The organism is Paenibacillus lacisediminis, from assembly GCF_046567315.2.
Genome location: NZ_JBKIAX020000007.1, coordinates 366,874 through 390,503, shown reverse-complemented (window position 1 = coordinate 390,503; position 23,630 = coordinate 366,874). Strand labels below are relative to the sequence as shown.

The 23,630-nt window shown below is 52.8% G+C and carries 21 protein-coding genes; 4 read left to right on the top strand and 17 right to left on the bottom strand.

The features are described from left to right. Both ACLD72_RS16520 and ACLD72_RS16515 read right to left on the bottom strand, forming a co-directional pair. Nucleotides 1–3,494: Ig-like domain-containing protein (locus ACLD72_RS16520; protein WP_458475994.1), on the bottom strand; the 3,494-nt coding region annotated here is incomplete at its 3' end. Between the two features lie 11 nt (nucleotides 3,495–3,505). Beyond that, entirely contained in the window at nucleotides 3,506–5,326 is a 1,821-nt protein-coding gene (locus tag ACLD72_RS16515) for a motility associated factor glycosyltransferase family protein (RefSeq protein ID WP_410996916.1), read from the bottom strand. Between the two features lie 233 nt (nucleotides 5,327–5,559). Here ACLD72_RS16515 and ACLD72_RS16510 point away from each other — a divergent pair, with 233 nt between their 5' ends. Further along, nucleotides 5,560–5,688: a hypothetical protein gene (locus ACLD72_RS16510; protein ID WP_458475991.1), complete on the top strand. Its 129-nt coding sequence runs from the start codon at nucleotides 5,560–5,562 to the stop codon at nucleotides 5,686–5,688. 50 nt (nucleotides 5,689–5,738) lie between these two features. Here ACLD72_RS16510 and ACLD72_RS16505 read toward each other — a convergent pair whose 3' ends face one another. From ACLD72_RS16505 to ACLD72_RS16475, 7 genes are all read right to left on the bottom strand, one after another. Continuing rightward, nucleotides 5,739–5,936 (bottom strand): hypothetical protein, encoded by a 198-nt coding sequence (locus ACLD72_RS16505; RefSeq protein WP_251590700.1) that lies wholly within the window; start codon nucleotides 5,934–5,936, stop codon nucleotides 5,739–5,741. A 213-nt stretch (nucleotides 5,937–6,149) separates the two neighbouring features. Next, nucleotides 6,150–7,013, bottom strand: a complete 864-nt coding sequence (locus tag ACLD72_RS16500; RefSeq protein ID WP_410996914.1) for an SDR family oxidoreductase — start codon at nucleotides 7,011–7,013, stop codon at nucleotides 6,150–6,152. A 92-nt stretch (nucleotides 7,014–7,105) separates the two neighbouring features. Further along, nucleotides 7,106–7,519 (bottom strand): Rrf2 family transcriptional regulator, encoded by a 414-nt coding sequence (locus tag ACLD72_RS16495; RefSeq protein WP_410996912.1) that lies wholly within the window; start codon nucleotides 7,517–7,519, stop codon nucleotides 7,106–7,108. A gap of 236 nt (nucleotides 7,520–7,755) precedes the next feature. Then, nucleotides 7,756–8,100: a sigma-70 family RNA polymerase sigma factor gene (locus ACLD72_RS16490; RefSeq protein WP_251590705.1), complete on the bottom strand. Its 345-nt coding sequence runs from the start codon at nucleotides 8,098–8,100 to the stop codon at nucleotides 7,756–7,758. A 150-nt stretch (nucleotides 8,101–8,250) separates the two neighbouring features. Continuing rightward, a complete protein-coding gene (locus tag ACLD72_RS16485) occupies nucleotides 8,251–9,000 on the bottom strand; it encodes an SDR family oxidoreductase (protein WP_410996910.1) in 750 nt (249 codons plus the stop codon). A gap of 58 nt (nucleotides 9,001–9,058) precedes the next feature. After that, nucleotides 9,059–10,030, bottom strand: a complete 972-nt coding sequence (locus tag ACLD72_RS16480; protein WP_458475988.1) for a helix-turn-helix transcriptional regulator — start codon at nucleotides 10,028–10,030, stop codon at nucleotides 9,059–9,061. A gap of 70 nt (nucleotides 10,031–10,100) precedes the next feature. Then, nucleotides 10,101–11,657, bottom strand: a complete 1,557-nt coding sequence (locus ACLD72_RS16475) for an MDR family MFS transporter (protein ID WP_410996908.1) — start codon at nucleotides 11,655–11,657, stop codon at nucleotides 10,101–10,103. A 208-nt stretch (nucleotides 11,658–11,865) separates the two neighbouring features. Here ACLD72_RS16475 and ACLD72_RS16470 point away from each other — a divergent pair, with 208 nt between their 5' ends. Next, nucleotides 11,866–12,390 carry a DinB family protein gene (locus ACLD72_RS16470; RefSeq protein WP_410996906.1) on the top strand — a complete coding sequence of 175 codons (525 nt, stop codon included), beginning with the start codon at nucleotides 11,866–11,868 and terminating at the stop codon, nucleotides 12,388–12,390. Between the two features lie 331 nt (nucleotides 12,391–12,721). On the opposite strand, the gene ACLD72_RS16465 is transcribed toward ACLD72_RS16470, so the two are convergent. Beyond that, the gene (locus tag ACLD72_RS16465) at nucleotides 12,722–13,051 is read right to left on the bottom strand and encodes a hypothetical protein (RefSeq protein WP_410996904.1); all 330 of its coding nucleotides are present in this window, start codon (nucleotides 13,049–13,051) and stop codon (nucleotides 12,722–12,724) included. Between the two features lie 148 nt (nucleotides 13,052–13,199). On the opposite strand from ACLD72_RS16465, the gene ACLD72_RS16460 reads away from it, so the two are divergent. After that, nucleotides 13,200–13,439, top strand: coding sequence for a helix-turn-helix domain-containing protein (locus tag ACLD72_RS16460; RefSeq protein ID WP_410996902.1), 240 nt, complete (start codon nucleotides 13,200–13,202; stop codon nucleotides 13,437–13,439). A gap of 1,089 nt (nucleotides 13,440–14,528) precedes the next feature. On the opposite strand, the gene ACLD72_RS16455 is transcribed toward ACLD72_RS16460, so the two are convergent. The 7 genes from ACLD72_RS16455 to atoD all read right to left on the bottom strand — a co-directional run bounded on the left by ACLD72_RS16455 (nucleotide 14,529) and on the right by atoD (nucleotide 21,686). Continuing rightward, nucleotides 14,529–15,938 (bottom strand): sigma-54 interaction domain-containing protein, encoded by a 1,410-nt coding sequence (locus ACLD72_RS16455; RefSeq protein ID WP_458475984.1) that lies wholly within the window; start codon nucleotides 15,936–15,938, stop codon nucleotides 14,529–14,531. A gap of 136 nt (nucleotides 15,939–16,074) precedes the next feature. Continuing rightward, entirely contained in the window at nucleotides 16,075–16,383 is a 309-nt protein-coding gene (locus ACLD72_RS16450; RefSeq protein ID WP_213510099.1) for an AtuA-related protein, read from the bottom strand. Nucleotides 16,384–16,386: 3 nt separating this feature from the next. Beyond that, nucleotides 16,387–17,742, bottom strand: coding sequence for an acyclic terpene utilization AtuA family protein (locus tag ACLD72_RS16445; protein WP_410996900.1), 1,356 nt, complete (start codon nucleotides 17,740–17,742; stop codon nucleotides 16,387–16,389). A gap of 28 nt (nucleotides 17,743–17,770) precedes the next feature. Further along, a complete protein-coding gene (locus tag ACLD72_RS16440) occupies nucleotides 17,771–19,063 on the bottom strand; it encodes a CitMHS family transporter (RefSeq protein WP_410996898.1) in 1,293 nt (430 codons plus the stop codon). A gap of 47 nt (nucleotides 19,064–19,110) precedes the next feature. Next, the gene (locus ACLD72_RS16435) at nucleotides 19,111–20,292 is read right to left on the bottom strand and encodes an acetyl-CoA C-acetyltransferase (protein WP_410996896.1); all 1,182 of its coding nucleotides are present in this window, start codon (nucleotides 20,290–20,292) and stop codon (nucleotides 19,111–19,113) included. 72 nt (nucleotides 20,293–20,364) lie between these two features. Beyond that, nucleotides 20,365–21,024 (bottom strand): 3-oxoacid CoA-transferase subunit B, encoded by a 660-nt coding sequence (locus ACLD72_RS16430; protein WP_410996895.1) that lies wholly within the window; start codon nucleotides 21,022–21,024, stop codon nucleotides 20,365–20,367. Beyond that, entirely contained in the window at nucleotides 21,021–21,686 is a 666-nt protein-coding gene (gene atoD, locus ACLD72_RS16425) for an acetate CoA-transferase subunit alpha (RefSeq protein ID WP_410996893.1), read from the bottom strand. The genes ACLD72_RS16430 and atoD overlap by 4 nt, the downstream gene beginning before the upstream one ends. Before the next feature lie 443 nt (nucleotides 21,687–22,129). On the opposite strand from atoD, the gene rpoN reads away from it, so the two are divergent. Further along, entirely contained in the window at nucleotides 22,130–23,443 is a 1,314-nt protein-coding gene (gene rpoN, locus ACLD72_RS16420) for an RNA polymerase factor sigma-54 (protein ID WP_410996891.1), read from the top strand. Nucleotides 23,444–23,630 lie beyond the last annotated feature (187 nt).

Below are 23,630 nucleotides of genomic sequence, written 5' to 3'. Positions count from 1 at the left end.
ACCCCGCTTTCCAGACCCCAGTTGTACAGGTATAACTCGGCTTCGTTTCCGTTCAAATAGCCATGCCCGCCATTGGTCACTGTACCGCCCGACACGCGGGCTTGTCCCGCTACGCTACCGTCCGCTGCCTCATGGATGATTACGTCCCCGGTTCCCCACTGTACCGGCTCGCTAAACGTCATGTTCAGCCAAGGGGTTAAGCTCGCTCCGCTGCCTTCCGGACTCTTGTCCACCAGCTGCGGCGCCGTTTGGTCCATCGTCCGGAAGCTCCACGTCCAGGGGCCGCGAATGCCGCCAAACCCTTGCCCCGCTCCATCCAGGAACATTCCGGAGGTGATTTCCACGTAATACGACGTGTCGTCTACCAGCGGAGAGTTCAGGCTAATAATCGCCATATTCCCGCTCAACCGCACGTTCCCTCCGCTCAGCCGGTCTACCATCTGGTTGTCCGACTCCCGGTACACCGCGATTTCTCCGGTTCCGAGATGAATCGTTTCGCTAAAGCGAATCGTGAGCTCTGGCTGCAATGCCGAGCCCCCGCTTTGCGGCCACAGGTCCGTATAGTACGGTGCTTGATCTAACGTTGTAAACGACCACTCTCCTACGCCAAGAACTCCCGCAAACGGGTTCCCGCTCCGGTCCACCAGCGTTCCCGGCGTGACTTCCACGTAATACGATGTCCCGCTTTCCATCCAGTTGTACAGGTGCAACTCGGCTTCGTTTCTGTTCAAATAGCCATTGCCGCCATCGGTCACCGTACCGCCCGAAACACGGACTTGTCCCGCTACGCTGCCGTCTGCTGCCTCATGGATGATTACTTCCCCGGTTCCCCACTGTACCGGTTCACTAAACGTCATGTTCAGCCACGGGCTTAGGCTTGCTCCGCTGCCTTGTGGACTTTTGTCCATCAGTTGCGGCGCGGTTTGGTCCATCGTTCGGAAGTTCCACGCCCAGGGGCCGCGAATGCCGCCAAACCCTTGGCCTGCCCCGTCCAGGAACATCCCGGAGGTGACTTCCACGTAATACCTCGTGTCGTCCGCCAGCGGAGAGTTCAGGCTAATGATCGCCATATTCCCGCTTAACCGCACATTCCCTCCGCTCAGACGGTCCACCATCTGGTTGTCCGACTGCCGGTACACCGCGATTTCTCCGGTTCCAAGATGAATCGTTTCGCTGAAGCGAATCGTAAGCTCCGGCTGCAATTCCGAGCCACCGCTTTGCGGCCACAAGTCCGTATAATACGGCGCCTCGTCCCGCGTCGTGAACGTCCACTCGCTCGAACCTAGGACTCCCGCAAACGGATTTCCGCTCCGGTCCACTAGCGTCCCCGGCGTGACCTCCACGTAGTATGACACCCCGCTTTCCAGACCCCAGTTGTACAGGTATAACTCGGCTTCGTTTCCGTTCAAATAGCCATGCCCGCCATTGGTCACTGTACCGCCCGACACGCGGGCTTGTCCCGCTACGCTACCGTCCACCGCTTCATGGATGATTACGTCCCCGGTTCCCCACTGTACCGGTTCGCTAAACGTCATGTTCAGCCAAGGGGTTAAGCTCGCTCCGCTGCCTTGTGGGCTCTTGTCCACTAGCTGCGGCGCGGTTTGGTCCATCGTCCGGAAGTTCCACGTCCAGGGGCCGCGGATGCCGCCAAACCCTTGGCCTGCTCCATCCAGGAACATCCCGGAGGTAACTTCTACGTAATACCTCGTGTCGTCTGTTAGCGGAGAGTTCAGGCTAATGATCGCCATATTCCCGCTTAACCGTACGTTCCCTCCGCTCAGCCGGTCTACCATCTGGTTGTCCGACTGCCGGTACACCGCGATTTCTCCGGTTCCGAGATGAATCGTTTCGCTGAAGCGAATCGTAAGCTGCGGCTGCAATGCCGAGCCCCCGCTTTGCGGCCACAGGTCCGTATAGTACGGTGCTTGATCTAACGTTGTAAACGACCACTCTCCTACGCCAAGAACTCCCGCAAACGGGTTCCCGCTCCGGTCCACCAGCGTTCCCGGTGTGACCTCCACGTAGTATGACGTCCCGCTTTCCAGCCCCAAGTTGTATAAGTATAACTCGGCTTCATTTCCGTTTAAATGCCCATAGCCATCGGTTAAGGTGCCGCCCGATACATGGGCTTGTCCCGCTACGCTACCGTCCACCGCTTCATGGAGGATTACGTCCCCGGTTCCCCACTCCACCGGCTCGCTAAACGTCATGTTCAGCCACGGGCTTAGGCTTGCTCCGCTGCCTTCCGGACTCTTGCTCACCAACTGAGGCGCGGTTTGGTCCATCGTCCGGAAGTTCCACGTCCAGGGGCCGCGAATGCCGCCAAACCCTTGCCCCGCTCCATCCAGGAACATTCCGGAGGTGATTTCCACGTAATACGACGTGTCGTCTACCAGCGGAGAGTTCAGGCTAATAATCGCCATATTCCCGCTCAACCGCACGTTCCCTCCGCTCAGACGGTCCACCATCTGGTTGTCCGCCTGCCGGTACACCGCGATTTCTCCGGTTCCAAGATGAATCGTTTCGCTGAAGCGAATCGTAAGCTGCGGCTGCAATGCCGAGCCACCGCTTTGCGGCCACAGGTCCGTATAGTACGGCGCCTCGTCCCGCGTCGTAAACGTCCACTCGCTCGAACCTAGGACTCCCGCAAACGGGTTCCCGCTCCGGTCCACCAGCGTTCCCGGTGCGACCTCCACGTAGTATGACGTCCCGCTTTCCAGCCCCAAGTTGTATAGGTATAACCCGGCTTCATTTCCGTTTAAATGCCCGTAGCCATTGGTCACCGTGCCGCCCGACACGCGGGCTTGTCCCGCTACGCTACCGTCCACCGCTTCATGGATGATTACGTCCCCAGTTCCCCACTGTACCGGTTCGCTAAACGTCATGTTCAGCCAAGGGGTTAAGCTCGCTCCGCTGCCTTGTGGGCTCTTGTCCACTAGCTGCGGCGTGGTTTGGTCCATCGTCCGGAAGTTCCACGTCCAGGGGCCGCGGATGCCGCCAAACCCTTGGCCTGCCCCGTCCAGGAACATCCCGGAGGTGACTTCCACGTAATACCTCGTGTCGTCCGCCAGCGGAGAGTTCAGGCTAATGATCGCCATATTCCCGCTTAACCGCACATTCCCTCCGCTCAGCCGGTCTACCATCTGGTTGTCCGACTCCCGGTACACCGCGATTTCTCCGGTTCCGAGACTTGGTTCCTGATCAAATAGCAAACTAAGCAAGGGAGTCAACGAAACTCCACTGCCATAGGGAAGCATTTGCAATAGTTCCAACGGATCGTCGGCCATTATATAAAAGGTTTGCGGTCCAACATCATACGTTGAATCCGTAACGGTTACGGCATTGTCCGGGTCGGCGTAATGGATTGGGTCTTGTTCCGTCAACCCATTCGCATTCGCATAAAACGGATTCGTCAGGTTTATGACTTGTGAGGTTAATAAAGTAACTTTTAATATATGATCAACTTTTTCCAGCTTTCTTTTTTTTCTGGCCATAGTCATGTCTCCTAACCCATGTTAGTAATATGAAAGCGATCTATGATATCTTTGGAACTTGCATAATCCTGCTGGCAGCTCCACACAAAATCTCCGAAATGCAAAACAACCTTATGAGCTTTGCTTAATGTTTGGCGGTCATTTTTAATAGAGTTCATTTTGCTGTATAAAAACTCGTACCCCATCCGGTTTCTCGGTAATATGTATAATTTGAAATACGGATTGCTGATCATATCGGCAAATAAATCGTCAAAACGGGCTAAAGCCGTACCTGCCTTCTCTTCTGAACCGGATTTGACCAAATAGGCAAGTTCCATCAGTTTTTGCTGCAGTTGCTCAAAAATCCTCCGGAACAGCTCCCCATCCTGCTGTAGTTTATGTATGTTCCTCCTAAAAAAGGAGATATCGTAACCGGAAGAGTCCTTGTCAAACAACCATCCCGTGTCGACGATTTTTTCATGAAGCCTCTGCCTGATCACCTCGTCCAGAAACGCAAAATTCGTCCCTTCAATCCGTGCGCCCTCCCGGGTCGTGTTGATAAACTCAACCCCCGAACTAGAACGGATGTAGAACTCCATCTCCTTTTTCATTTTGATAAAGGAAGGATTGCTTACCACCTTCTCCCCATTCACGCCTTCAATCTGAATCATCCCTTCCCCATAGGGAACTCCCGTTGAATTCGTTACCCCGGAAGCATAGTATTTCTGGCTGCGGTAAGCCAGATTTTGTCCTACCAGGATAATCGTACTTGCTCTCATCCGAACCATACATTGTAAGGCAATCACGGCAACAGATGGAGCATCATTGATAATTGAAGGCGCTTCGCCCGATTCTCTGCGAAGCAATCGGGTCGATACCTCATCCTGGGATATAATGACGTGCATTCGAGGACCTGGATAAGTATCGAGGGTATTTCTGCCAACCGTACTTCCAAAAATAAGCGGAATCGTATCGATCTGTTCATCAATTATTTTTCTGATAACGTTCAAGTTATAGGGATTCGGATCGTAGCTAAAAGTGCCGTGTGGGTATATTCCGTGTTCTATTAAGGCATTGATTGCCGATCCTACTGAAAAAATATAGGCAAGCCCCTTCTCTTTTATCGTTCGCAGATGCTCTATTTCATCATTAAGCGAAGGTCCGGCCGACACAATAACAACTGGTTTTCCTTCAATGGATGGTTCTCCTTTTTGCAGAAAATTAGGAGTATTTAATACAAACGGTAGGTTATGTATGCTATTTAATGCCCATTCTTTTTCATAGATTTGATTCACTTTCATTCTCTGTTGCTTATAGTTCACTAATTGGCGGAGGGTGTCATTAAATTGCTTGAGCTCATCCGGGAATATCCTCGCATAACCAGGCCAAATGGCCACCATGATTCTGGAGACCCGGTCGATAAGTTCCGCTAGCATAGACACCGTTTTTGCTAAAGGATCTCCTAACATAATTTGATCGGCAGAAGACAAAATCTCACACTCATTGGAAGTACTTTGCTCTAAGAAAGCCGACATAATTCCCGCGTTGGGTTCGAAAATGGAAAAAGGAATTTCGGGATGTATACGTTGAAAAGCCTTAATATGATACCCAAGGCCGATGCCGAAAAAAATAACATGCGATTCCTTCATCACATGTTCAAATTGGGCAACCCAAGCCGCGATTTGAGTTCCAGAATCAGCTTGTTCATAAATAAAATTTTCTGCACCATTTTGAACTACCATTAGATTGTTGCCCCCGCTTCCAGCAGGAACAAGCTTAATATCATCCCTGGATGTTAATTGCGCCAAGTGCGGAAAACGCTGTTGGATGATGAAATCGCAACGACTTTGCATCGATTGTCATTCCCCTTTGGTTCTATGTTTTTGATTCAATTCTCCCCATGAAATTAATCCCTTTCTGGTAAATTCGACCTACTTCAAAAAAATTCCTTCATTTTCGACATTGCCTTTGAGCGACAATAGATAGAGGCAGGTGTCCTCGCTGATGCGATCGAGGTCGAAGACACCACGCATGTCGGTACCGCCTTTTAAACGGGTTTTGGCTAACTTTTACACTACTAATGCCTATGAGCTGCTCATTGCCGATTTCTACGAATCATGTCCGGGATGGACGCAAGTTTTGGATTGATGAGGCGGAAGGGATCAAAGCGCTGCGGATCATTTCGGAGTTGTACCGTTCGTCGCGAACGAAATAAAAAACGCCGTCCTTGAATGAGGGTGAGAAGCGCGGTGCGTGACCTTTCGGTTACAGCAGTCTTCTCATCTTCATTAGGATCGGCGTGAGCAAGGACCCGCGTTTCTTTTCGCGCGAAGCCTCATTCCGCATTGACTTGGCCTGCTCTTTGGCCAGCCGCCGCATCTGTTCGCCTACCCTGTACCTCTCAATCTCCATCTGAAGATCGCGGATATGTTGTTTGGCAATATCCAGGTTGTTGATGTTCATTCATTTCATCTCCATTCATCAGTGATTCATTGTGTTGGGGTTTCAATAATGCTTAGGGTTGGCATTCCACTTTCTTGCCCTTTCTCATCATAAAGCTCCCAATGCAGCAAAGCCAGGTACAAAACGGTTTTAATTCTTTTTTCCAGAAATGCAAAAAAAACCGGCCTCTCGTTTGTTCGGAGAGGTCGGCTTTTGGAGTTTGGCTTGCGCGCTTTAGGAAATTCCCTTCACTAGTTGGCTAAGAGCTTCTTTGGTAGGCGTAAGCGGGCGGCCGAGCACTTTTTCAAAATCATTGCTTTCGACTTCCAAAGTGCCTTCGCGAATGCCTTGCTGAATCCCTACCAGCATCGGATTGACGAAATCCGGGACGCCGGCGGCTTTCATGATCTCCGCATAAGCGGCGTCGTCCACTTGCTGCACTTGCACGTCCTTACCCAATACGGTCCCAAGTGCGGAAGCCAGCTCTTCCTGCGTCAACAGCTTGCCGGAGAGCTCGTAGGCCGTATTTTCGTGTCCGTCTCCCGTCAATACCGCTGCCGCCGCTTCCGCGTATTCTTGTTGAAGCGCCCAGCCCACCTTGCCGTTTCCTGCCGAAGTCACCCAAGGGGCTCCCGACAAAACGGCCTGAATGCTCGAAGTTTCATTTTCCAGGTACCAGTTGTTGCGCAGGAAAGAGTAAGGAATTCCCGTTTTCAAAATTGCCTCTTCGGTAGCCTTATGCGTCGGTGCCAGCATGTTTTTGCTTTCCTGGGCATTGGCGATGCTCGTGTAAGCTATAAATTTGACTCCGGCACGCTCAGCAGCCGTTACGGCATTTTGGTGCTGCCGGATTCTCGTTTCGTTATCGCCATCCGCAGAGATGAGCAGCAAGCGGTCAACACCTTTAAAAGCCGTTTCCAACGTTTCCGGATGGTCAAAATCGCCTTGCCGCACCTCTACGCCCCGCGCCTTAAGTCCTTCCGCTTTCTCCGGGTTTCGCACGCTCACAGCCAGATCGCCGGCCGGTACGGACTTAAGCAGCGTTTCAACCACTTTCGTACCCAGTTTTCCTGTTGCGCCAGTCACTAAAATTTTCATCGGCTTTTCCTCCATTATAAATGTTGTAGTTAGTCTAGTTATAACGCATTTGGTTACAACTGATGTATAAATAAAAGCTCTTATGTGAGCTTTTATTGAAACTTTTCGATGAGCTGACTTAATGTCGTTTGTGCCAGCCTATGTTCCATCGCCAATTGAGCGTCTTTCAATTCCGCTTGGAGGACGTTTTCGATATTCCGTCCCACCGGACAAGCAATATTGGAATTTTTGTGAATACGGAACAGTTGGTTCTCCTCCGCCACATTCACGGCCCGATAAACATCCAGGAGCGAGATCCGGTCCGGTTCCTTGAGCAAGACGGCTCCTCCCACCCCTGGCCGCACATCCACCAACCCCGCTTTTTTTAGCATCCCCATAATTCTTCGGATGATCACGGGATTCGTGTTCACGCTGCCCGCGATAAAATCCCCGGTGCAATCCGGAGTAACCGCAATCAGGGAAAGGGTGTGCACGGCAATCGAAAAGCGCGTACTGATCTGCTTCAAAGAGTATCACCACCGTTGTAACCAGTATAGTTACAAATGTTTGCTTTGTCAACTGCCTCGACGCACGTAGTAATATGCGTACTGGCGCTTTCAGCTGTTAAAGCATTACCGCCCCGCTCACTTATAAGGGTAAAACGGGAGCAAAAATAACAACCGCTTTTTTGAATTTTTTTGCCCCCATCCCCTTTGGCGAAAAAAAGCCGGCAATAGTGCCGGCTTTTGGCAGAGCGTACGCTTCAGGAACTTTTCATCATCCGGGACATCTCCTTGATCATCTTCCGCTTCCATTTGTTCACTCCTTGTTGCGTCATATTCAGCTCGCGGGCAACTTCCCCTTCTGTCTTGTCCTGCAGATATATTTTGTAGATGATCTTTTTCCCCGTATCGGAGGGAAGCGCGTTAATCAACTGTTTCACAACGATTTTGTCATCAGAAGACGAGGTGAAGCAAGTTTCCGACGGTTCGAATCCGTTGAACGAACATTCCCGCTTTCTTACCAATTTGGCTTTGTACTGAATCCTCCAAGCGATCCGATAAACTTCTTTCCGATATTGCTCGTACACGGTTGGCTGTTCTTTCATAACTACTTCCCCCTTTCATTCATCTTCTACCTATAGGGAAATCCAATGGGCCAATTTACAACCAAAAATGCTTAGGTAATTAGTATCATTTCATTTTTTTCTAATTACTGGTTTTTATTCGCCTTGGGTAGAGTATTTGGGGATATTGAACTACTCCATCACCAACCCGCCCGTTACAGGCGTATACGTTCCCGTTACGAACCCGGCATCGGGGCCAGCCAGAAAAGAGATAACACCGGCTACGTCATCAGGTTCCGCAACCCGGCCAAGCGGGGTGAAGCGGCTGATCATTTCTTTTTCCTTGTCCGGCATGAACGCCGTGGCATCGGTCTGCACCAAGCCGGGAGCGACGACGTTGGCGGTGATTCCGTAAGAACCGAACTCCTGCGCAATATATACGGCGAACGTATCCAATCCGCCTTTGGCGGTGCCATGGGCAATCATGTTCGGCGAAGGATCTTTACCCAGGGTGCTGGATACGTAGATGATTTTCCCGAAACGCTGCTCGACCATCGCCGGAATCACCGCTTGCGTGGTGACGAAAGCCGCTTTCAGTTCATCATTCAGCTTTTGCGAGAACTCCTCCCAACACATTTCGGCAAAAGGCTTAAAAGGAAAGCTCATGTTGGCGTTGCATACCAAAATATCGACCCGGCCAAACGCCGCCTTGGCTTGAGAAACGAGCTGCTGAACCTGGTCTCCCTCGCGTACGTCTGCCTGAACGGCGATCGCTTCCCCGTCTTTTGCCCGAATCTCGCACACCACCGCTTCCGCCGCTTCAGCGTTCGATAGATAGTTGACGACGACCTTCGCTCCGCGTTCCGCCAACATTAAAGCAGTTGCCCGGCCTATCCCCCGGGCCCCGCCCGTTACGATCGCCGCTTGACCTGTCAATTTCATAGAAAAATCCTCCTTTGAACGCTTTTTTATTAAGCTGCCTGCTCCTTCGCGGCACTTCCTATTCAGCTTTTCTTACGCTCGTATGGCTGCCGTCATACAAAGCCACGATCTTCAGCGCTGCCTCTTGAAGCTTTGCCGCCATGTAGGGAGGCTCCAGAATAAGCAAATCCGTCCCGAATTGCAGCAAAAAATTCGTCAGCCACTTGGACTCCGGCAGCGAAGTGCGGATCAGAAAGGTCCCATCGGCCTGCCGCTCGATTTCGTGGTCCTCAAAACGATCCGCAGCATGCACCTTGGCATCCCCGGAAATTTGGAGAACCAGATCGATCTTCGGACAGTTCGCGTCCCTCTTCCATTCCCGGCGCGGGCTCTGATCTTCCGTCAAATCACGGCGGGTAAAGGATTCCTCCAGCACCTGGAGTTCTCTAATCCGGGACAGTCTGAACGTCCGAAAGGCCTTACGGGACAAGCAATACCCGTGCAAATACCAAACGTATCCTTTCAGCGCAAGGCCCGTTGGCTCTATGCAGCGTTTCGTGTCCTCACCCTTCGCATTCAGGTAATGAAACCGGATCCGTTTCAGCCCTTTGACGGCCTGCTGCAGAGACTCATATTTTTTGCGCTCCGAGTCGCTGTTTTTCCACGGGGCAAAATCGATCTGGAGCTGATGACCGCCGGAGAGCCGCTCCTGCTCGGCTTGGCTCACCAGGGTTCCGACCTTTTCCAGAAGACGGTCGATATTGGAGGCTTCCAGCGCCTGTGTTGACTGAAGACCGCGAAGTGCGGTCACCAAAGCAGTCAGCTCATCAAACGTCAGCATCTGCCGATCCAGGCGATAACCTTCCATAATTTCATAACCGCCGTCCGTCCCGGTATACGAGACTAAAGGGATTCCCGCTAGGCTAAGCGACTCCAAATCGCGGTAAATCGTCCGTAGCGACACCTCCAGCTTGTCGGCGAGTTCCTGGGCCTGCACCCTTTTGCGGTTCAATAAAATCATGGTGATCGCCATGAGACGTTCCAGCTTCATCGTGCTCCCCCTTCCTAAATCCGTTGCTTTCTATCATCATAAACGATACCGGCTGCCCTACAAAAGCGAGTTAATGGGAGGGAACATAACCGTCTTGTTGAGCTTGAGCCCCGTCCGCCTGCTGCGGCAGTTCCAGTTTTTCCTTTGTCATGAACAGCGCCGAAACAAGCGCCAGCACAGCCGGGATCAGGCTCCAGGCGAAGGTTCCCGCGATCGACGAAGCCAAACCTTCCGTGATTGCACCAAGGGTGGCCGGATCCAGCGATTGGCGCAGCTCCGGATTGAGCAATACGTAAGGATCGCCGAAATCGATCCCTTCTCCGGCGGCTCCCGCTCCGCTGCCCCCTAAAGCTTCGGTCAGCTTGGCGGTCAGCGCATGGCTTTGCAAGATCCCGAAAATCGTAATGCCCAGCGTCATTCCGAGCGAACGGTTAAAGTTCAGCGTCGAGGTTGCCGCCCCACGCTGCGCCGCCATGAACGGGTGAATGGCCGCGCTGCTCAGCACCGAAAAGGTTGAGCCGATGCCAAGACCGACAAGGGTCATATAAAGCGTGATCAGCATCCGCGGGGAATCCGCATGCAGTGTCGTTAACAGCGCAAGTCCTGCGATAAGAAGCAGCAGCGTCGATGCCAGCACGGAACGGTACGGAAATCTGGACACCAGATACCCGCCTGCGGTTGCCGTCACGACCGAGCCGACCATCATCGGCAGCAACACAAGCCCCGAATTGGCGGCCGTCCCGCCGAGCACCCCTTGGATATAAATCGGGATGAACACGGATGCAGTCATAAACGCTGCGCCTCCCAGCATGCCGACGAGATTGCTCGTCGTAAACAGCCTGCTTCGGAACATCCGGTAGGAGATGATCGGTTCGGCCGCCCTTTTTTCCACAAAAACGAGCAGTACCGCCAATACGAGAAATCCGGTGAACAGCCCTAAGATTTGCGGGGAGTTCCACGCATATTGCTTGCCGCCGAGCTCCAGTGCAAACATGAGACATACGACAGCGCCGACCAGCAGGATTGCGCCCAAAATATCGATTTTCTGCTTGACGTGCTTCGCCGATTCCCTGTAATAGAACGCGATCAAAACAAATGCAATCAAACCGAGCGGCAGGTTAATGTTAAAAATCCACTCCCAATGAAGATGCTCCGTAATATATCCGCCAAGTAGCGGGGCCGCAATGCTCGCAAAGCCAAACAGAGCCCCGAACATCCCCGTCATTTTGCCCCGGTTCGCTGGCGGAACGACGTCAAACATGATCGTGAAGGCGATCGATACCATCGCGCCGGCCCCGATCCCCTGAAGCGCCCGGTATAAGCTGAGCTCTACAATAGATCCGGCGGTCCCGCATAATGCCGAGGCGATCATAAAAACGAGGATTCCAAACACGAAAAACCGTTTGCGTCCATACATATCCGACAGCTTGCCGAAAATCGGCATTCCCGCCATTTCCGCAACCATGTACGCCGAAGTCGCCCAAACAAACTTGTCGAGCCCTCCGATCTCGCCGACGATCGTCCCCATCGCGGTAGCGACGATCGTATTGTCCATGGAAGCCATCAAAATGGCTAACAGGAGCCCGGTAATGACGACTCCTATTTTATTGCTTGCTGCTTTAGTCACGAAAATCCATCCTTCCCTGCCATCAAAGTTGTTTTCTGGAACCAGTGTAAAACACCGTTGTTGACAACTGCGTGTCAGGAAGGGGGAGCATTTTTTTAATCAAAAATAAAAAACTTTGATCCGGTGGATTCGGTGATAGGAGGATTGAGTAGAAGTTTGAAGAACAAGTAAAAAGGTTGTTTCTCTCAATAGGAAAGGAGTGGTTATCATGCATTTCAAACTATCGGAAGCCATCGAGATTTTGGCGCGTACGCCGGTGGCTTTGGAAGCTTTTTTATCCGGCTTAAGCGAAGATTGGTTAGTGTGCAACGAAGGCGAAGGCACTTGGAATGTCTCGGAAGTGGTCGATCATCTTATCGAGGGGGAGAAGAGCAATTGGATGCCGCGGCTGGAATCGATTCTTCACGATGGTGGAAGCAAGCCTTTGCCTCCCTTTGACCGGTTCGCTCATTTGAATGAACAATTGAATCCTCCGATTGAACAACGGCTGCGGGAATTCAAAGCCCTCCGGATGCAAAATATCGAAAAAATCAAGACGCTCGTCGATCCATCCTCGCACCTGGAGCGAACGGGCATCCATCCGGAGTTTGGCGAAGTGAAGCTAAGGGAGCTGCTGTCGACGTGGGTGGTTCATGATTTAACGCATCTTGCGCAAATTTCCAGGGTTATTGCTAACCGATACAGGGAGGATGTCGGGCCGTGGGTGCAGTATTTGGGGATATTGAGTAGGTAATCGAAAAATACAGGAAAGTGGCAAGCCACGCCGCCTTGAATATTGTTTGGCCTAGTAAAAAAGAAATGCCCGCCCGGTTGTCCGTCCGGTAAGCGGGTCCATTTTTCTATTTTGGGGAACGATGAGGGCCTCTAACTGCTCTCAACCTGGCTGAATTAACGCTTTCGTCTGACACACATTTTCTCATCCGGGTGATGTCATCTCCAAATCCCCGGTGCCGTAATGCCCGATGTTCCCTTACATCTCATCCCTTTTGGGAACGGTTTTATTCAATTAATGATAGAGATAGCTCGTTAAGTAAATCTTTAACTTTCAAAATGATCTTTTGTGCCTATTCTCGATGGATATTGATTAAACATGACATATTGTCCACCCTGGTTATATAAGTAATCAAGTAAATAAAGAGTACTTGATCGAGTTTTACCCCGATATTCTGCCCCAATAACTCAGTCAAATCATCTTGATCAAAATAATTTGACCCCAACGTCCCTTTTTGCTTCAAGCAAATTGCCCGCAACAAAGACTTAACCGCCATCTCACCAAGTATTATCTCAGGCATATACATATGGTCTTCCAACAGCAGTTCTGCCAGATTCATATAGTTTCTTGATAATTCACATCCAGACTGTATTGGGTCGCTTTTATTTTGGCTATCCATCATAATTGAATCACTCCATTAGGAGTACGTTTAAATCATTCCAGTATTCATATTCTAGCATTCTATAAGTATTGTAGGCAATAGCCTACAGAAAATCCCTTTAAGAAAATCGTACGCTATTAATTAACTACCAAAATAAGGGGTTAAAACTGTGGAAAATCAAAATAAACCAAGGGAACTCCTCACCTTCGGAAGAGTTTTAAGGAAGCTCCGAAAAGAAAATCAAATGACGCAAGATCAATTGAGCTTGTATTCCCGTGTTGATCGATCATACATAAGCGAGTTAGAGAATGCGGAGAAAGCCCCGTCCTTGTTGACCATTATTTCATTGACTAGGGCACTCCACATTAGCACTGCGGCCTTTTTCGAGAGATTTGAGGAAGAGATGTAGCTATAAATTGAATTTGATTCATTATAATTCAAAATCGCTCACTACTAAGCACGATAGCCTACTTACCATTATTTTGTGATTATTGAAATCTACCAAAAGTTCAAAGGGGCTTCCTTCGTCTATTTATTTGTATCTTTGAGTTTACAGAAAGCTTTAATTACTATTCTGATTTTGTTTAATCAGCCTAATTTAAAAATCATAAGTTTATGTTCAGGGATACCGTTAACCAGGAAATTAGACTTTAAGTTCCACTAAGATCAGATAAAACTGGCATATCGGACAAACCTTGAATTGAATTCGGTATTTTATATCTCACTACGTTCAGATAAAACGGACTGACGTTCTATGCTTTTTAGAGTTCCCTTTGCTACTTTATATCCCACTACGCTCAGATAAAACCCTCATTTTTTGCAGCCAGAAAACCTTGTTGTATCAGTATATTCAGGTTAGACTGTTTATTCATTTTGCATTGAACCGCGAGTCCTGTAAATAGAGTCTCCTTAAAATTCGCTCTTAGCCCTTACAGTATAAAGGATACGGTCGATTCGACAAATTTTTCGTCCAATGCAGATTGGAAGTAATCGCACCTTAGTCATATCTCTTTTATACTGCCCTTAGGTTTTCAATAATCCCTAGTTTAAAGCATTCGGCACAATTCCCTGACTTTCCTCCAAAATATTCACAAGCATATATTTTGTTCATTTTACGCCTCTCCCAACCAATTAAGAGAAACGCCCGCCGGTGTCCTTTAGTGGCTCTGACTTCTACTTTGGATGCTGCTCTAACGGACACCATGGACCTTATCCGCCTATTTCCCGGGTATTTCCCAGCCTAACGGACACAGGCGTCCCTATTTCGCTCTAAACCTGTTCACCCAGGACGATTTGAGGTAAATAAGGTCTTCTGTGTCCGTTACATTTTGCAAACTCCCGTTTTTTCGCAAATAACGGCTCTGGTGTCCCTTAGCCCCCAGATTCCTCTTCTCCTCCCCTCTCTACCTGCGCATCGCTCTCTACCCATGCCCGAAATTTTATAAATATTATGTAAAAAATAAAAGACCGGCATCCTCCGGTCCTTACAATAAACTGATTATGAGATTTCTTCCAGATCGTATTTTTTGATTTTATTGTAAAGGGTGGCCAGGGAGACGCCGAGCATTTGCGCGGCTTGTTTGCGGCCTTCTAAAGTATTGTCCGTCCGCTTTAGCACTTGGGCGATCCCGGCGCGTTCCGCTTGCTCGACAGCTTCTTTTAAGCTTCCGCCGCCTTGACTGGCCGGCCGCCGCTCCGCGTGCTCCTGGCGGATGTAATCCGGCAGGTCGCGCGGCTTGATTGTGTTCCCCTCGGCCATGCAAACGGCGTAATCGATCACGTTTTTGAGCTGGCGAACGTTGCCGGGCCAGTGATACCGGGCGAAAATATCCATCACCTCCGGCTCCACGACGTACGCTTCGGCATCCTGGCCGTTGGCCCGCGTCTCGTGCTTCAGCATGGAATCCACAATCGCTTCGATATCGCGGTGCCTGGCGCGCAGCGGCGGCAGCTGCAGCATGAAGGCGTTAAGCCGGTAAAAAAGATCCTCCCGGAACCGCCCCTTCTCCACCATCTGGGCCAAATCCTTGTTGGCCGCGGCGATCACCCGCACGTCCACCTCCAGCTCGCTAATGCCGCCCACCCGGCGGATGGCCGATTCCTGCAGCACCCGCAGCAGCTTGGCTTGAATATCGTAAGGCAGCTCCGAAATTTCATCCAAAAAAAGCGTGCCTTGATGCGCCAACTCAAACAAACCGAGTTTTCCCCCTCGTTTGGCGTTCGTAAAAGCGCCTTCCTCATAGCCAAACAGCTCGCTTTCCAGCAGCGCTTCGGGGATGGCGGCGCAGTTGACGGCCACGAACGGCTTATTGCTGCGGTCGCTCTCATTGTGAATCGCCTGAGCCAGCAGCTCCTTGCCGGTCCCGCTCTCCCCGTAAATCACGATTGAAATCGCGGACCGGGCCACCTTTTTCGCCTTGGCGATCACCGCTTTCAGGTCACCTTCCGCGCCGATGATATGCTCGAAGCTGTATTTGGCTTTGCTCAAGCTGTTCATGCCTTGCTGCAGCCGTTTGAGTTCCTTGCTGTTCTTTTCCAGTTTCTTCACCAGCTCATGGACCTCGACGGCGCCTTTGCAGATCGATACCGCTCCTTCCACCCGACCGCCCAGAACGATCGGGGCCATATCGACGACGTACTCGACATTCCGCTCCTTCCGCCGTATGCCAACCACGACCTTATTCTGTTTCATCACCTCCACCAACTGTGCGTTGGGGCGAACCGACAGCAGCGGCTTGCCGACGATCTCCGCTTCGGTCACCCCGGTGATCCGGGTATATTCGGGATTGATGAACAGAACGACCCCTTCCTTGTCAATGACCAGCAGCCCATCCTGAATCGAGCGGAGCAACGCGAAAAAGTAATCATCCAACGTGCCGGACGGAAACTGTCCCTTTTTATCCCACATAACGCCTCCTTGAATACGGTTTCATCCTATTTTAAAAAAAGAAAGAAGCGCGATCAATGCGCAAACCGCGCTTCTTTTGCCGTCATACGCACGGCACAGCATGCTTCTTTACCGGCCACCTGCATAGCACACTATTCTAATCCAGCTCGATCTCCAGCTCCAAAAACGCCGAGGAAAGGCTTTTGCCATGCATATCGATCGCCAGCGAACGGGTCACTCCGCCGCCCAACGCCTTGGACATAACGAAGTTCAAAGCATGCAAACGCGGCAGTTCATAACGTACCACTTCACCCTGGACAATATCGCTAAAAAACTCCCGCACCTTCTCCGCGGTAACCTGTGCCTTTACGGCTTCATAATCGGCTTCCTTGTACACGATCAGTGAAATGTTGGAGATATCGCCTTTGTCGCCTGTCCGGGAATGGGCAATTTCACGCAGCTTCATCCTCTACACCTCCTCGTAAAATACGGCAATCTCAATATCATCGGCCGGCACCAACACGGACGCAATCGAGACGATCTCTTTGACGCCCGCCCGGGCTCCCCCGCCTCCGGCCGGCCCGTTCGTGTACAGCGCCTCCACTTCATTGCCGATCAAGGCCGCATGCTTGCGTTCGAGCGTTCTTCCCGCCACCCGCAGGCGGACTTCGCTTAGCCCGTTAAAATCAGCATTAATCATACGGGAAATTTTATTTCCGTACAATGAATTTACTCCGATGTAATCCACGCGCAGCTCCTGGATCGGCACCTGCAGCAGCTCCAGCCGTTTGGCCACGATTTCTCCGGCCAGCTTGGCCCGTTCGTAAGCCCCGCTGCCGCCGTAGCTCATCTCGCCTTCGCCGATATAACAATCCTGATATCCCACGCTCGTCTTATAAAAGCCCGTCTTGGCTTTTCCCTTTGCCCCCGTCACTCTAACCTGGTTCAAGCCGATTTCTTCAACGGTCAGCTCCGTAAAATCGGCCACCACATCAGGGGTCAGATAATTGGCCGGGTCGTGAATTTCGTACAGCAGCTGTTCTTTAATCGTATCCTTATTGACCACGCCTCCGGTATCCGGGAGCTTCTCGATCACAATATTTCCGGCGCTGTCGACCTCGGCGATCGGAAAGCCGATGTTCCACGGCTCCGGCACGTCTTTGTAGCCCGGATCGGCGTAGTAGCCCCCGGTAACCTGCGCTCCGCACTCCAGCAGATGCCCGGCCACCGTTCCTGCGGCCAGCAGATCGTAATCCTCCATGCTCCAGCCAAACTCGTGAACGAGCGGGGCGATCGCCAGCGCCGGGTCGGCCACACGGCCGGTGACAACGATATCCGCTCCGTTATCCAGCGCTTCCACGATTCCTGCGGCCCCGATATAGGCGTTGGCCGAGACGATCGAGGAGCGCAGGGAACCAAGCTTCTCGCCAGTTTCGATGGTCGGGTAGTCGATATATCGGTCGATTTTGTCCGCGATATCGTCACCGGTCACAGCGGCGATCTTAAGGCCGGTAATGCCGAGGTTCTCGGCGATCTCTTTGATTTTTTGCGCCGCGGACAGCGGGTTGGCCGCCCCCATATTTGTAATGACTTTCACATTGTGCTGCTTGCAATGGGGCAGCACTTTGACCATCCGGTGCTCTAGCAAATGGTTGTAGCCCTTGGTCGGGTCCTTCAATTTCTGCTGCTGCGCGATCGCGATGGTGCGCTCCGCCAGACATTCGAACATGATATAGTCGAGGTTGCCTTTTTCCATCAGCTCCAAGGCCGGTTCCAGACGGTCACCGGCATACCCCGCTCCCGCGCCGATACGGATTGCTTTCATTGCTTATCAGTCCTCCACTTTTTTGTCTTTATATCGATATGGTTCCTGTGATGAGCGCTATCGCGGTAAACACAAGCGACGTGCCCCAAGCCCACTTGAAGGTAAACTTCTGGTGTTCCGCCAGGTCCACCTCGGAGAGGGCGACGAGCAGAAACGTCGACGCCGTCAGCGGGCTAAGCGGAAAGCCGACGGTCATTTGTCCGAAGATGGCGGCCCGCCCGATTTCGATCGGATCCATCCCGAAGTTGGCCACCGCTTGGGCTAAAATCGGCAGCATCCCGTAATAGAACGCGTCCGGCGTAAACACCAGACTCAGCGGCATGCTGATGACGGCCAGAATCAACGGCAGGAACCGCGCCATCGAATCGGGCACGAGCGAGACGAGCGAATCGGCCATCGCGGCGATCATCCCCGTGCCATTCAGGATGCCGGAAAAAATCCCGGCCGCAAAAATCATGCTGGTCACGAGCACAATGCTTTTGGCATGCGCGTTCAAACGCGCCGACTGGTCTTTCAGGTTGGGATAATTGACCAGCAGGGCGACCGCAAACCCAATCATAAACAAAATCGTATGCGGAAAAATATGCGTCATCAGACCGACGATCAACAGCACCGTAAACACCGCGTTAAACCAGAACAGCTTGGGACGGCGCATCGCCTTTTGTTCCTCGGTCAATTCTTCTTCCATGTTGTAGTTGAAATCAATGACGCCCAGCCGCTTGCGCTCCTTTAAGCCCAGGAAAAAAGCGACCGCCAGCACATAGATAATCCCGCCGGCCATGGACGGAAGAATCGCGGTGAACATCTGGCTGGCATCGGTTTGCAGCGCGGACATCGCCCGCGCCTGCGTCCCCGACCAGGGAACGAGATGCATCGTCCCTGCCCCCAAAGCGACCACACAAGGCAAGATCAGCTTGTTGATTCCGATGCGCTTGTAAATCGGCAGGAAAGCGGTGATCGTAATCATGAAGGTCGCGGTCCCGTCGCCGTCCAGATGCACGAGCATCGTCACCGCCGCCGTGCCGACAATAATTTTCAGCGGATCGCCTTTGACGGCGGACACCACTTTTTTAATTATAGGGTCAAACAAACCGGCATCGGACATCAGCCCGAAGTAGAGAACGGCGAACATGAGCATAATGCCCGTCGGAGCCACCTGGATCACGCCGTTTAAAGTTGCCTCCCCCAGCTGATCCCAAAATCCGCCGATCACCGCGAACAGAACCGGTACGATCACCAGCGCGACAATGACCGAAACCTTTTTGGTCATAATTAAATACAGAAATAGAGCAATCGTCAAAACACCTAGCAAAGCCAGCATATTCTAACCTCCGGATACAGACTGTACTGCAAAATAAGCCCCAAGCGCTATACCAGCTCCACGATCGTGGACACGCCCATGCCGCCGCCGATACACAGCGTAGCCAGGCCGCGTTTGGCACTGCGCCGCTTCATCTCGTACAGCAGCGTAACGAGCACCCGCGCGCCGCTGGCTCCGATCGGATGACCCAGCGCCACGGCGCCGCCGTTGACGTTCAGCCGGTCCTCCGGAAAGCCCAGCTCGCGGGCCACCGCCAGCGCCTGCGCCGCAAACGCCTCATTGGCTTCGATCAGATCGATGTCGGCTACAGTCAAGCCCGCTTTGGCCAGCGCCTTGCGGGTGGCCGGGATCGGCCCGGTGCCCATGATCGCCGGATCGACGCCGGCGCTCGCGTTGGCGCGGACAACGGCCAGCGGCTTAATGCCGAGTTCCTCGGCCTTGCTCCGGCTCATCAGCACCAGCGCGGCCGCGCCGTCGTTGATCCCCGACGCGTTGCCCGCCGTCACGCTGCCCGCCTCGGTAAAGGCCGGTTTCAGCTTTGCCAGTTTCTCTACTGTAACCCCTTCCCGCGGGCTCTCATCTGTGGCAAAAATCACAGGCTCGCCCCGGCGCTGCGGCACGGATACGGGTACGATCTCCTCGGCGAACACACCTTTGCGGATGGCCTCAACCGCTTTTTGCTGGCTGCGGGCGGCGTACTCATCCTGCTCTGCGCGGCTGATGCCATACTTCGCAGCGATGTTTTCCGCCGTAATCCCCATGTGGTAGCCGCCCATGGAGCAGGTCAAGCCGTCGCTCACCATGCTGTCCACCACCGCCCGGTCGCCCATCCGGTACCCTTGGCGCGCTCCGGGCAGCACGTAAGGAGCGGTGCTCATCGATTCCATGCCGCCGGCCACTACGATCTCCGCCTCCCCGCTATAGATGGCCTGGGAAGCAAGGTGAACCGCTTTCAACCCGGACCCGCACAACAAGTTCAACGAAGTCGCCGGCACATCCTGCGGCAATCCCGCCAGCAAAGCGGCGCGCCGCGCCGGGTTTTGCTTTTCGCCAGCCTGAAGCACGTTCCCCATAAACACTTCATCCACCATGTCCGCGGAAATCTGCGCCCGGCTTACCGCTTCCCTGATTACGGCGGCCCCAAGCTCCGCGGCGTGAACTTCCCCAAGCGCCCCCATAAAAGCCCCAATCGCCGTACGTACGGCGCTTACAATGACTACCTCGTTCAAATCGCTTCCTTCCTTTCGTTTAAAGAGATTGTTCTTCCCGGTGCCGGAAAACCGGACTTTATGAGCTCGCACTTAAAGTTGCGGCAGATTAACGGCAAAAGACGCCGTTGTTTTTGCTTTTACCGTGTCCAGGTCTACACCGTCCGCCAATTCGATCAGCTCCAGCCCCCGCTCCGCAAAGCGGAACACCGCCAGCTCGGTGACGATCAGGGACACCACACCGACGGCCGTCAGCGGCAGCGTGCAGCGCTTGACGATTTTCGCCGCGCCGTCCTTGGCGCAATGCTCCATGGCGATGATGACTTTTTTGGCGCCGGTGACCAAATCCATCGCTCCGCCCATGCCCGGCACCATTTTTCCCGGAACCATCCAATTGGCCAGATTGCCCTGCTCATCCACCTCAAGTCCGCCGAGCACGGAGACGTCCACATGACCGCCGCGAATCAGCGCAAACGACATGGAGCTGTCGAAATAGCTGCCTCCGGGGCGAAGGCCGGTCGGCTGGCCGCCCGCGTTCACCAGATCCTTGTCCGTCTGTTCGTTCACATCCGTCAGGCCGATAAACCCGTTTTCGGATTGAATCTGGATATCGATCCGCGGGTCCAAAAAAGCGGGGATCAATGTGGGCAGCCCGATGCCGAGATTCACCACATCCCCGTCGCGGATTTCCAACGCCACCCGTTTGGCGATTTTCTGTTTGGCCGTCAGCGCCTCCGTTTCGCTTCCTTTCATTCCCGTTCACCTCCGCCTTGCACGATTTTGTCCACCAATATCCCTGGAGTGACAATACTGTCCGGGGCCAGTTCGCCGGTCTCCACGATTTGTTCAACTTCCGCAATCACCAGATCCGCGGCCAAAGCCATGATCGGGTTAAAATTGCGCGCCGACTTGCGGAACACCAAATTGCCCGCGCGGTCCGCCTTGTAAGCTTTCAGTAGAGCCACGTCGGCGTGCAGCGGGGTTTCCAGCAAATATTCCCGGCCATCCACAGTCACCTTCGGCTTGCCCTCTTCCACCAGGGTGCCGAGCCCCGTGCGGGTCAACACGCCGCCCAAGCCGGCGCCGCCCGCGCGGATCCGTTCGGCGAACGTACCTTGCGGGGTCAGTTCCACTTCCAGTTCGCCGGCGATCATTTGCCGGCCCGTCTCCGGATTGGTGCCGATATGGGAGGCGACCAGCTTCTTCACCCGGCGCTGGACGATCAGCGGCCCGCAGCCTTTGTCCACCGTCCCCGTATCGCTGGAGATCAGCGTCAATTGATCCAGCCCGCTGTCCAGGATCGCCCGCACCAAACCCTCCGGCGCGCCGACGCCCATGAATCCTCCCATCATGACCGTCATTCCGCTCCTCAGGAACGAAAGCGCCTCTTCGAGCCGAATTACTTTGTCTTTCAACTTTCCCTTCACCTCGTTGCAGCTCAAAATGTGTTTCAATTAAACTAACAAGCAAAAACCGTGCCAAACTTCGATGCCAGTGGCGAAAAGGCCCGGCGCTCCAGCAAAAAATAAAAATCCGGAGGCAATGTCTCCGGACTGGACGGCCGCCAATATTTCCAAACATTTAGAACAGAACCCGCTCCAAGGAAGATGGTTCCGCGATCTGCAAGCGTTCCAGCTTTTCATAATGGAATCCCAAATATTTAGAAGAAAAGAAAGCAAACGATGCGTTATCGCTCATTTTTGAACCCAATGTGAACTTTGGCCAAAAAAACTTTTTTCTCCGCATAAAACAGTCAAGGCTAACTTCTTTTTGCAGGGAGGCGGTGTATCATATTAAAAAATCGCGCTGCCCGGCGTGGCGTGAATCACCACCGTTATTTGGAAAGGAGTTCATCCGCGTGCGTACCCAAATCCAGACCAAGCAAAACCAATCCGCGCAGTTGAACGTCAATCCGCAAATGCTCCAGACGTTTCGGCTGCTTGCGATGCCGGATGGCGAGTTGGAACGCCTGATCCGCGAAAAGGCGTATACCAATCCGTTTATTGAAATCCTGCCGCCGCGGTCAAATAGACGTATGTCCGCCAGCCTATCCGGCCAAGCCACCATGGGCTTGGCCACCGAGTTCTTGGGCTACAAGTTGAAAGCGAAAACAACAAGAGAAGAGGAGATCTGGGAGGAGTTAAAATTCGGTGTGGACGATCCTGCGGTGAAAAAAGCTCTGCAATTCCAGATCGGGAATTTGGACGAGGCAGGATACTTGCCCCCGGACATTGATCGCCTTGCCGAGCGGGCCGGCATTTCTCGCGCCGTGTTTGCCAAGGCGCTTCGGCTGCTGCAGCAGGAAGGCGCGCCCGGGATCGGCGCCCGTTCATTACAGGAGTGCCTGGAACTGCAGTTGATTCGCGAAGGACAGAAAAATTCCTTAGCCTATGTGATGGTCCACCGCTATATGGAGGAAATGGCGCGGGGCGACTTACAAACCATTGCCAAGGAAACCGGAGTTCCTCTTGCAAAAGTAGCGGAAAGCCTGGCCTGCATCCGCAGACTGCAGCCCCGGCCGGGATTCGTGTACGGAGACGCCGGGCCATCTCCTGCAGCAAAGGATATCGCCGCCAGCGTCACATCAGACGGCGGCCGCCTGATCATCGTCTTAAATTCGGTCAAGACCGGCCTGTATGAAGACACCGGCTATCTCGAAAGCATAAAAGAGGCATGCTCCGGGGAGTTATGGCAGCAAATCGACGAGGCGCGGACGCTGGCCCATCAATTGGATTACCGCCGTACGGTATTGTTAAAAGTGGTAACCGCGATTGTACGGAAGCAGCGGGCTTTTTTTCAAGGCGGCATCCATGAGCTCAAACCGCTTAAGCTGGAACAAATCGCCCGCAGCACGGGGATGCATCCGTCCACCGTCAGCCGCGCGATCAAAGACAAATGGCTGGATACGCCCTGGGGCGTGTACAGCTTCAAATATTTTTTGGCGGGAGGAATCGAAGCGGGGTCCGGTGATATGCTCGCCGCCAGCGCGGTCAAACAAATCATCCGCGAGTTGATCGCGGACGAGGATAAAACGAAACCTCTTTCGGATCAGCTTATCGCCGATCTGCTCCAGGAACGGGGGATCTCCATTTCCAGAAGGACGGTCGCCAAATACCGGACGCAAGCAAAAATCCCCCCAGCCTCGCAGCGTAAAATGAACCTCCATCTATAAAGGTAAAATAAACCCGGAAATAACAACGTGTTTTTGTGAACTTTCTGTGAATTAGAAAAATCTCGCCGCTGGCGAGATTGGCGAGGTCCGCTGGCGAGGTCTTTTGCCCGCGCAATCCCAAACCTTGGATGCGCAGGAGGGTCTAACGGACACCAGCGACCTTATCCGCCCATTTCCCGGGTATTTC